This is a genomic window from Prevotella sp. P6B4 (assembly GCF_000619985.1).
In the GTDB taxonomy this organism is placed as follows: Bacteria; Bacteroidota; Bacteroidia; order Bacteroidales; family Bacteroidaceae; genus Prevotella.
In genome coordinates this window covers 200,788-211,676 of sequence record NZ_JHVE01000003.1, presented here as the reverse complement: position 1 = coordinate 211,676, position 10,889 = coordinate 200,788, and the positions used below count along the sequence as shown (strand labels likewise).

Here is a 10,889-nt window from a genome sequence, read left to right as displayed (position 1 = left end):
GAATTAAGCATTCCTCACGAAATGGGCGGCAAAGGTACGAAGATATTTTGACATCTGCAAGATTTTTTTCAAAAATATGATATTATTATGCTCATTTTTGCCGCTTTAATGCTCTGACCCGATGTTATATCAGATATTTTTGTAACTTTGCAGTCTCAATTTAGTATTTTTTCTAACTCTCAATACACATTTTTATCATGGAACAACAGAAACGCTATGGTCATTTCGACGACCAACATCGTGAGTATGTCATCACAGACCCGCAGACACCTTGGCCCTGGATCAACTACCTGGGCAACGAGGATTTCTTCTCCTTAATCTCTAATACCGCTGGTGGCTACTCATTCTATAAGGATGCCAAATTCCGCCGTATCACCCGTTATCGTTACAACAACGTACCCATGGACAACGGGGGGCGCTATTTCTATATCAAGGATGGCGATACCGTATGGAACCCAGGCTGGAAACCCTGCAAGACCCCACTCGACTTCTACGAGTGCCGTCATGGCATGAGCTACACCCGCATCACAGGACGTAAGAATGGCGTTGAAGCCAGCGTACTGTTCTTTGTACCATTGAAGAAATGGGCTGAGGTTCAGAAGCTTACCCTGAAAAACGAGACTGACGAGGTGAAGACTCTGAAGCTCTTCTCGTTCGAGGAGTGGTGCCTGTGGAATGCCGCTACAGATATGGAGAATTTCCAGCGAAACTTCTCTACAGGTGAGGTTGAGATCGAGGGTTCTACCATCTATCACAAGACCGAGTATCGCGAGCGCCGCAACCACTATGCGTTCTATCACGTAAACGCTGATATTCAGGGATTCGACACCGACCGTGAGACCTTCGTAGGCCTCTACAACGAGTTTGCCGACCCACAGGTAGTGATGGACGGCAAGCCACGCAACAGCCACGCCCACGGCTGGAGCCCCATCGCCTCGCACTATATCGAGGTAACCCTGCAGCCAGGCGAGAGCAAGGACTTTGTGTTCCTCCTCGGCTATATCGAGAATAAGCAGGAGGAGAAATTCTCTGCACCTCAGGTTATCAACAAGACCAAGGCACACGCCCTCATCGCTGAGCTCGACACTACCGAAAAAGTTGACAAGGCCTTTGCCGAGCTGTGCGAGTACTGGGATGCTCTGCTCAATATATATAAGGTGAAGACAGGCAACGACAAGCTCGACCGCATGGTCAACATCTGGAACCAGTACCAGTGTATGGTCACCTTCAATTTCTCACGCTCTGCCTCGTTCTTCGAGAGCGGCATCGGACGTGGCATGGGCTTCCGCGACTCCAACCAGGACCTCGTGGGATTCGTACACCAGATACCATCACGCGCCCGTCAGCGCATCATCGACATCGCCTCAACCCAGTTCCCCGATGGCGGCTGCTATCATCAGTACCAGCCCCTCACCAAGCGTGGTAACAACGATATCGGCGGTGGATTCAACGACGACCCCTGCTGGCTCATCTTCGGTACCGTGGCTTATATCAAGGAGACAGGCGACTTCTCCATCCTCGACGAGATGGTACCATTCGACAATCAGCCAGGCTCAGAGGTAACACTCTTCGAGCACCTGAAGATTTCGATGGACCACGTCATCAAGAACCTCGGTCCCCACATGCTGCCACTCATTGGCCGTGCCGACTGGAACGACTGCTTGAACCTGAACTGCTTCTCATGGGATCCTAACGAGAGCTTCCAGACCACCGAGAACGTATCAGAGGGCACCAAGGCCGAGAGCCTCATGATTGCCGGACTGTTCGTGGTTACTGGTAAGGACTACGTAGCCCTCTGCAAGAAGATTGGCAAGGATGCCGAGGCAGCTCGCATGCAGCAGGCCATCGACGCCATGGTCGAGGCAGTGAAGAAGCACGGCTGGGATGGCGAGTGGTATCTGCGCGCCTACGACTTCTATGGCAATAAGATTGGTAGCAACGAGTGCGAGGAGGCCAAGATATTCATCGAGAGCCAGGGCTGGTGTACCATGGCCGAGATTGGTGCCGAGGAAGGTATGGTTGCCAAGAGTCTCGACTCATGTAAGAAGTACCTGGAGTGCGAGCACGGTATGGTACTCAACAATCCCGCCTTCACCAAGTACATCTACGAGTATGGTGAGATTTCTTCATACCCCGAGGGTTATAAGGAGAATGCAGGTATCTTCTGCCACAACAATCCTTGGGTCATCATCGGCGAGTGTATCGCAGGTCGTGGTAACGATGCCTGGAGCCACTACGCTAAGATTCTGCCCTCATACGTAGAGGAGAAATACCAGACACTACATAAGGTTGAGCCATACGTCAACTGTCAGATGGTAGCCGGTAAGGACGCCTTCAAGCCAGGCGAGGGTAAGAACTCATGGCTCACAGGTACCGCCGCTTGGATGTGGTACACCGTATCAGAGTTCATCCTCGGTATCAAGCCCGACTACGATGGTATCCGCATCGATCCCTGTCTGCCAGAGACAGCAACCGACTACACCGTAAGCCGCAAGTTCCGCGATGCCGACTATGAGATTACCATCCATCCTAACGGCGCCCAGAAGGGTGTTAAAGCCATCACCCTCGATGGCCAGCCCGTCGATGGCACCGTTATCCCCTACGCTCCCGGCAAGCACGTTGTAGAGGTTACGATGTAATCAGGATTACATACATCTATACAAACAAATCCCCGCCCATCACTGAGCGGGGATTATTGGTTTTAGGCGACAATAAGTATGTTATACACTTCAAAAATGTACCTGCGTACCTGCGTTCGGCTAAGGTACCAAACGAGCATTCAACCTATGGGATGATGTGATTAAACTAAAGTAGCGATGTGGTAACTGCCACGGTGATTCATTAATTCATTAATTCATTTCTGTTTTTAGCATAAGCAAATATTGGAGGAAGAACGATTGGAGATTCCAAGATTAACATCTTATACATATTATATATTATATATATTATAATATATATAATATATAAAATAATAATAAGAAAAATAGACGGATAATTGATTTTACAAAATGAATTAATGAATTAATGTATTAATCTCCATGTCCAGAAGAACGTTTTGAGCGGTACGGCAGAATCTGGTAGAAAATTTACGAGATTCAGAAAGAATCTGCCAGACTTTCTCGTAGATAGTCAGGCTAAACGAATAAGATAGTATATATGGAGGGTTCTTTAGTTGGATTATTTCTTTACATTTTAACACTTTAGAAAAAAATCGGGAAAAAGTCGAAAAAAGGCTTTTTTCGCATCGATTATTTTTGTACCTTTGTACTCGCAATCAAGAAGTTGCGGGTACGAGTGAAGGCTGCGGCTCAGCATAGCTCGAGCGAGCTCGGCTCTGCATTCGCCTTGCACTTCCCTTGCATCAGTAAACATAAGTATTAACCATTCTTGGCAGAGCCAAGCGGCAAAGCCGAGCGAAAATCATTAAAATTAAAGTATGGCGAAGATTTTTTATGAGCTGCGACAGAACAAGAACAACAAGTCGCAAGTATTTGGCAGGTGGTTTGCCCACAGCAAGAGTATTGAAACCCTGAACACCCGCAAGATGGCCAAGCACATCAGCGAGCACGGTAGCGTGTACACGCAGGATGTGGTATTCGGTGTGCTGGAGAAGTTCCGCAGCTGTCTGGTGGAGATGCTGCTGGAGAGCAAGCGTGTGAAGATCGACGGTCTGGGCACCTTCTTCACTACCCTGGAGAACGAGCCCGGCGGCACCCTGAAGAAGGACGACTTCAACGTGGGTAAGAACCTGAAGGCGCTCCACATCCGATTCATGCCTGAGCAGGAGCAGGAGATGAACATCTCAAGCCGTGAGTTCCTGAAGAAGGCCGAGTTTGTGAATGCCGAGAGTCTGCTGGGCGGCACCAGCGACAAAGACACCAACGATGGTGGTTCGGACAATCAGGGCGGCAATACCGGTGGAAACACTGGCGGTGGCCAGGGTACCAACACGGGTGGCAACGGTGGCGGTGAGCCTAACCCCGACGGAAGTACCGAAGATTAGTGGTTGGGGCAAAAGCCCCAACTACTTTGAACTTTGAACTTTGAACATTGAACTTTAAATCACTAAAACTATGAACAAGAAAGAAAGCATTAAGTTTATCGTGCAGCTGATTGCCAGTATCGCAACTGCGATTGTAACTGCCCTTGGTGCCACGAGCTGCATGGGCGTCATGTAGATAGCCAAGGACCTGCACTTGCGCGGCCCGCCACGCATACTGCAGCAGGCTCTATCCTATCACCCTCAGGTTTCAAATCGAAGCCTGAGGGTATTTTATTTTTCAGTCAATCGCTTCAAAAAGAATTAAATTTCTACCACTGTGCTTTGTTATCTTGGAAAGAATGCGTAACTTTGCCAGCGATTTTTCGGTAAAGACAAATAACAGACTATTTATGAAACGAAACACGATTCTTGCCGTCGTTGCCGGCATTATGTTAGCCATTGGCTTTGGACCGTACTTACTGTTGCTGCTGGTTATCGCCCCCTTCGCTTACTTCATCATCAAGCGCAAGGAGCGGACGGCTGTTCCAAGGGTGACCTACGCCACGGTGGAAGAGGCAAAACAGAGATACGGAGAACCCGACGGCGTGGTGGTGCTGGATGCCTCGCGAGCCAACGAGCTCCTTGCCCTTATCCTATTCTATCCCAACCATGACATTGCGATTATCGCCGGCGAAGAGCTGAAACTCAGCAGTCTGGAGTGCGTGATGTCAAAGAACATGGCCACGCCCTACACCATAGACGAGTATGCTGTGATCATCGGTACCAACGACCCGCTTCGTCCCACTATCGAGCTCCGTGTGGGCTACGGTGCCGTACTGGCTGGCGACATTGCCGCACAGATAGACGCTTACATACAATAAAGGGAGTACATAACTGCACTCCCTGACTTGTAGTTGTATATAGGATTAAACTAATCCTGGAAATAAACACGCTTGACGCGGTTGCTGATGCCGGTGAGCACCTCGTAGGGGATGGTGTCGAGGACATCGCTGAGCACAGTGACTGGCAGGTGCTCGCCGAAGATCTCAACCTGATCGCCCTCGACACAAGGGATGTCGGTGACATCGATGAGGGCTACGTCCATACAGATATTACCCACATACTCGGCCTTCTGACCATTGACCAGACAATAGCAGTGACGATTGCCCAGGTGACGGTTCAGACCATCGGCATAGCCGATAGGAATGGCGGCGATGACAGAGTCGCGTGTGAGCTTGCCCTTGCGGCTATAGCCCACGGTATCGGTCTTGGGCACCTGGCGCATCTGCAGGATGGTGGTCTTCAGCGTAGAGACGGTGTGCAGGATGCGGTTGTCGCGCGGATCGATGCCATAGAGGCCAAGGCCCAGGCGACACATATCCATCTGGCGCTCGGGGAAGTGCTCGATGCCGGCAGAGTTGTCCATGTGGCGCAGAATCTTATGCGAGAAAGCAGCCTGCAGCTTGGCACTGCCTGCCTCGAAACGCTTGAACTGAAGGGTGGAGAAATTATCGAAATCGTCGCTATCAGAGCCTACGAAGTGGCTGAACACAGAACGTGGGATGACTGCCTGCTGATGCTTCAAACGGTCGATGAGCTCGTCCATATCCTCCTCGGGATCGAAGCCCAAGCGATGCATGCCTGTATCGAGCTTGATGTGGACAGGCCAGCCAGTGATACCCTCCTTGCGAGCAGCCTTGATGAGAGCGTCAAGCAGGCGGAAGCTATACACCTCGGGTTCCAAGTCGTAGTCGAACATGGTCTTGAAGGCGGTCATCTCAGGATTCATAATCATGATATTGGCGGTGATGCCTGCCTTACGCAGGGTGACACCCTCGTCGGCCACGGCTACAGCCAGGTAGTCCACACGGTGATCCTGCAGGGTCTTGGCTATCTCTACAGCGCCAGCGCCATAGGCATCGGCCTTGATCATACATACCATCTTGGTGTCGGGCTTCATAAACGAGCGATAGTAGTTGAGATTCTCGACCACAGCATTGAGGTTCACCTCGAGGATGGTCTCATGTACCTTCTGCTCGAGCTGCTCGGTAATCTGGTCGAAGCCGAACGGACGGGCGCCCTTGAGCAGGATCATCTCGCCACGCAGGCCTGTAAACGCCTCGCTACTCAGGAAGTGGTTCACATCGGCAAAGAACTGCTTGTCGGCAATCTGAATCTTATCAGCCTGCGCTGTGAGCTCAGGACCGATACCGATAAACTTGCTGATGCCACGCTTGATGGCGAGCTCGCTCACCTGGGCATAGAGCTTATCGGGCGATGTGCCGGTCTGGAAGATATCGCTGAGAATCAGCGTACGCTTGTTCTGCTCCTCGCGACGGTTCATGAAGTCGAGGGCGATATCGAGCGAGTTGATATCCGAGTTGTACGAGTCGTTGATGAGAATACAGCCACGCTGTCCCTCCTTCACCTCCAGACGCATGGCCACGGGCTCAAGCAGGGGCATACGCTCGGCAAGTTCCGAGGGCGTCAGTCCCAATCGGAGGGCTACTGCGGCACAGGTGATACAGTCCTCAATCGAAGCCTCATCGATGAAGGGGATATCGAAGCAGTTCTCCTCGTCCTGCCAGATATAGGTGATGCGCGAGTTCTCAACGCTCTTCACGAAGAAGGCTGCCTGCTGGTCGCAGGTGCTCCACGAGATCTTCTCGCCCTTATAGTTCATACGACGGATGCAACGGCTCACGATATCGTTATCCGAGCAATATACCATAGCCTCGGTGTCGTGCATCAGCTCGAGTTTCTCCATGCATTTCTCCTCCATCGAACGGAAGTTCTCCTGATGGGCAGCACCTAACGAGGTGAGCACGCCGATGGTGGGCTGGATGATATCGCGCAGGGCCATCATCTCGCCTGGCTGAGAGATACCTGCCTCGAAGATGCCGACCTCGGTCTGCTCGTTGAGCAACCATACTGAGAGGGGCACACCTATCTGCGAGTTGTAGCTGCGAGGCGAGCGCACTATGCGCTGTGAGGGCAACAGCAACTGATAAAGCCACTCCTTGACCATAGTCTTGCCATTAGAGCCCGTGATGCCCACGATGGGCAGCGAGAACTCATCGCGATGGCGCTCGGCCAGTCGCTGCAGGGCAGCCAATGTGTGGGGTACGCGCAAAAAGTTGGCTTCAGGATAAAGGGTATCGTAGTGATCGGGCACCTGCTCGACTACGAACTGGCGCACACCACGGTTATACAGGTCCTGAATATAGCGATGACCATCGTTACGCTGAGTTTTCAGGGCAAAAAACAAGGTCTCTTCTGGGAAACAGAGGCTACGACTATCAGTAAGCAACCAACTTACCTGTCCCTCGGTGTTTCCATATCGTCGCGCACCAATCAGTGTGGTAACTTTTTCTATACTGTATTCCATTTTGATATTTGACTATTTCACTATTTATCGATTGGGAGTGCAAAGTTAGGGTATTTTTTTTGCAACTCGGCTATTTTTAACATAGTTTTATCCATAAACATCCGATAATCATCCGAATCGGGATGGAAGGGCTTATGACTCAACGCTGCCTTCAGGGGCTGCCACTCCTTGAGGAAAGCCTTGGCGGCATCGCTCAGATAGACCTCAGAGAACCGCTGCCAGATGTATTCCACGGCCTGCAACGAGGGGTGGAGCATATCCTCAGCATAGAAACGGTAGTCGCGCAACTCGTCGTTGATGATCTCGTAGGCGGGGAAGTAGGTGGCGGGCGCCACCTTATCGACGGCTAAGAGCAGCGTGGCTTTAGAGAGTTGGGAGCCGTGGTAGCCGTATTTGCGATAGCGGATGGGGCTCACGGTGAAGACGATATGCATCTGCGGATTGGCAGCATGCAGGATAGCAACAGCCTGCTGCAGATAATCGGCACAGGCATCGACACTCAGCTCCTCCTCGTCGAAGAGCGACTGGGGGCGCTTCTGACAGTTATCCACAATCTCGCCTGTTTCCTTGAGCCGGTACACGTGGTTGGTACCAAGGGTGAGGACTGCCGTTTTTACAATTGACAATTCCTGGCGTTGCTGAGCAGCGAGGCGCTGGATGGTATGGAGGACGGAGGCAGGATTATACATCACGCCAAGGGGATTGACGATGGTACGGAAACGCTCCTCAGTGAAACGTGCGCCCATCTTATCGGCAAAGCACGACCCTACGAAGAGCATCTCCTCGCATGGCGCCAGCCTGAACCCAGGGGCCTCTATATCAACAATCGTTCTAAATTCCATTAACTTCTGCTGATTTGTAAGCCTGTGGTAGAGAGACTCATATCCACAAATCGTGCGTTCTTACGCACAGTGTTCTCATTCAGTATCTGCTTGATGCGCGCAGCGGCCTCAGGATCCTTGGCCACCATATACAGATAGCCGCCTCCACCTGCACCAGGCAGTTTATAGCCCAAGCAGAGGTCGTCGATCAGACTGGTGAGTCTGGCCACATCGGCAGGATTAGTACCTGCATCGAGGCGCTGGTTCTGCGCCCACGTCTTACGTACCAACTGGCCCATACGTTCGAAATCGTTCTGCAGGATGGCCTCGTACATATCAAGGGTGTGCTGCTTCATCTGGCGAAGCAAGCGGAGCTCCTCGCCGTGGTTGAGGAACATACGGCGCACTATCTCTGCCAGAATGCTCTTGGCCGTGCGCGTGATGCCCGTATAATATAATAGGTGACAGGGGCGATATTCGGGTTGCGTCCACAGATCGGTGGGCAACCAGCGCACCTGTGGGTTCTGGGTGAATCCCCTACCCGTCTGTAGCAGTTTCACACCACCCAGCACGCCTCCGAACTGATCCTGCCAACCACCACCTGTGGTGAGCATCTGTTCGAGCATCAGCGTGCGATGACCTATCTCGTTCTTATCCCATCCCAGTCCGCAGAAGTCGTTGAGCGCACCCAGCACCGTAGCAGCCAGGATGCTGCTGGTGCCCAAGCCGCTGCCTGCGGGGATAGCACTGAGCAGGGTGAGCTCGATACCTGCGCCAAAGGCTGCCAACTCGTCGCTGAGCGCACGCTGACCAAAGCCAGCCAGCACCAGAGCGGCCTTAGGGATAGAGAAGGGTGAGCCTACGTGCATAAAATCACGCAACTGCTCGGAGGTCTCTACTACCTCCATGGCACCCAGGTCGATGCTACGCAGCACGATACGGGGCTCCTGACAAGGGCGTATATAGGTCTGCAACGGGGGCTGACCATTCAGCTCTATCGCCAGATTGATGACGTTTCCACCCTCCATCAGACAGTAAGGCGGTGTATCCGTCCAACCACCTGCGATATCGATACGTACAGGCGAACGGCCCCAAACTATCTGGTCGTCGGCCACGCTGAGCTGTGGCACAGGCTGGCGCTCATCGGTATCGAGCAAGCCCTCGCGCAAAAGCTTAAAGGCTTTATCGCTCTCGCCACGGAACATGGCATCGTGGATGCGGGTCATCAGGGGCGCATCATCGTCGAGCACGGGTGGCATCGCGATATGCTGCTCCTCAAATTCGCGCTTGGCATCGGCCAGGTCGAGCTGGTAGAACACACTGTGGTTCCAGTTCTGAGCCAAGGCGCTCCAGTTGAGCTTGCGGAAAGCCTTGCGCTGGGCAAACAGGCGATGCAGATTGGCCTCGGTACTGATCTCCTCGGCAGAGATATGACGAACGGCCAGGAATCCCAAGCCATCCAGATTATCCAGTTTCTTCAGGACTTCAAGGTTCTCGACCACGGGGAACTGCTGTTTCTGCTGTTCGGCACCGGCAAACTTATCGTCGATATGATACAGGCGCACTGCGTATTCGGTATCGCCAATAGGCACCACGTCGATACACTCGCCTGGGGCCAGGTTCACCTTCCAATGGTTCTCGGGCACGCCTGTTATAATATGGTCGTGGCTCAGGGTCCAGCCCTCGCTCACGTTGCTGTTCTCAATCCATATATGGGTATTCTCGCCAGTAAAACGATACTGACAGACAGAATTCTGCACAAAGATGCTGGGGTGCGGCTTACGATCGTGGTGCATAATCTCACGCTGATCGTTAACCAGATTCTGGATGCGGAGGGTTGATGTAATCATCTCGCGCGAAGTTCCGAAATGATAGAACTCGCCACCCTGCAGAGGCACAATAGCCACCTTCAGACCCTTCAGATCGTCGTCGGGCAACGTAGGATTGGTGCCCAAGGCGCATCCGAATTCGGAGTACAAATCGTACTCTTTTATTTGACCATTGACCATTGATTTCTTAGCGAGGAGCTCTACAGCCTTGTCGCTCAGCATCCAGATACCGATATCTGTCAGATAATAGTGATCCTTCTGCAGGTCGCTCAGCATCTCGACAGAGGGTTTCTGCAACATCTGCTTGAGCACCTGGGGCGTCTTGCGCGAACTCACGAACACACCGTGGTTCTTGGCCACCGAGGCATCGAGCCACAAGCCATAGCACACCACATCGGCCTCAGGAATGGGCTGAAGGGGCTGCGAGGTGCGCACCAGCACATCGCCGCTCACCACCATGGTGTGGATGCTTTCGGGGGCCATCTCCATCAGCTGCTCATAAAGGGGCAGCTGCAGGCTGAGCAAATCCTGCGAGAGGCGCTGTCCACGCTCCCAACGGAATACGGGCACGGGGGTGAGGATTTTACCAGAAGGTGCATACGAAGGCAAGCGACGACTCTGTCCACCTGCGTGCAGCAGGATACGTTTCTCACGAGGCAGCCACTCGGCAAGCGAGGCGCCATCCTCGGTGGTCATACAGGCTTGCAAGAGCCAGGTGGTGCCACCACCACTGCCCAGCTTATGCCCTACGGGGTCGTTGGTACAGAAATACTCCTCGCGACTCAATCCAGTCACATCGTGGAAACTGTCCACCAAGTTAGGTGGTAATGAGAGCAGCTTTTTCATTGAACATTTAGCTTTGAACTTTG

General features: G+C 52.4%; 7 protein-coding genes. 4 read left to right on the top strand and 3 right to left on the bottom strand.

Annotated elements, in window-relative coordinates:
• The first annotated feature begins 197 nt into the window (after window positions 1-197).
• The 4 genes from T491_RS0103185 to T491_RS0103165 all read left to right on the top strand — a co-directional run bounded on the left by T491_RS0103185 (window position 198) and on the right by T491_RS0103165 (window position 4,863).
• Window positions 198-2,639 (top strand): GH36-type glycosyl hydrolase domain-containing protein, encoded by a 2,442-nt coding sequence (locus T491_RS0103185; RefSeq protein ID WP_028902593.1) that lies wholly within the window; start codon window positions 198-200, stop codon window positions 2,637-2,639.
• 797 nt (window positions 2,640-3,436) lie between these two features.
• On the top strand, window positions 3,437-4,003 hold the full coding sequence (locus T491_RS0103175; RefSeq protein WP_028902591.1) for a hypothetical protein: 567 nt from the start codon (window positions 3,437-3,439) through the stop codon (window positions 4,001-4,003).
• Window positions 4,004-4,073: 70 nt separating this feature from the next.
• Complete coding sequence (locus T491_RS17585; RefSeq protein ID WP_155950006.1) at window positions 4,074-4,178, top strand: smalltalk protein; 105 nt, start codon at window positions 4,074-4,076, stop codon at window positions 4,176-4,178.
• 214 nt (window positions 4,179-4,392) lie between these two features.
• Window positions 4,393-4,863 carry a hypothetical protein gene (locus T491_RS0103165; RefSeq protein ID WP_155950005.1) on the top strand — a complete coding sequence of 157 codons (471 nt, stop codon included), beginning with the start codon at window positions 4,393-4,395 and terminating at the stop codon, window positions 4,861-4,863.
• A gap of 50 nt (window positions 4,864-4,913) precedes the next feature.
• On the opposite strand, the gene T491_RS0103160 is transcribed toward T491_RS0103165, so the two are convergent.
• The 3 genes from T491_RS0103160 to T491_RS0103150 are packed head-to-tail and all read right to left on the bottom strand — an operon-like array spanning window position 4,914 to window position 10,866.
• Window positions 4,914-7,370 carry a bifunctional UDP-N-acetylmuramoyl-tripeptide:D-alanyl-D-alanine ligase/alanine racemase gene (locus T491_RS0103160; RefSeq protein ID WP_028902589.1) on the bottom strand — a complete coding sequence of 819 codons (2,457 nt, stop codon included), beginning with the start codon at window positions 7,368-7,370 and terminating at the stop codon, window positions 4,914-4,916.
• 20 nt (window positions 7,371-7,390) lie between these two features.
• Window positions 7,391-8,212 carry a GSCFA domain-containing protein gene (locus T491_RS0103155; protein ID WP_028902588.1) on the bottom strand — a complete coding sequence of 274 codons (822 nt, stop codon included), beginning with the start codon at window positions 8,210-8,212 and terminating at the stop codon, window positions 7,391-7,393.
• On the bottom strand, window positions 8,212-10,866 hold the full coding sequence (locus T491_RS0103150; RefSeq protein ID WP_028902587.1) for a bifunctional fucokinase/fucose-1-phosphate guanylyltransferase: 2,655 nt from the start codon (window positions 10,864-10,866) through the stop codon (window positions 8,212-8,214). The genes T491_RS0103155 and T491_RS0103150 overlap by 1 nt, the downstream gene beginning before the upstream one ends.
• Window positions 10,867-10,889: the final 23 nt, after the last annotated feature.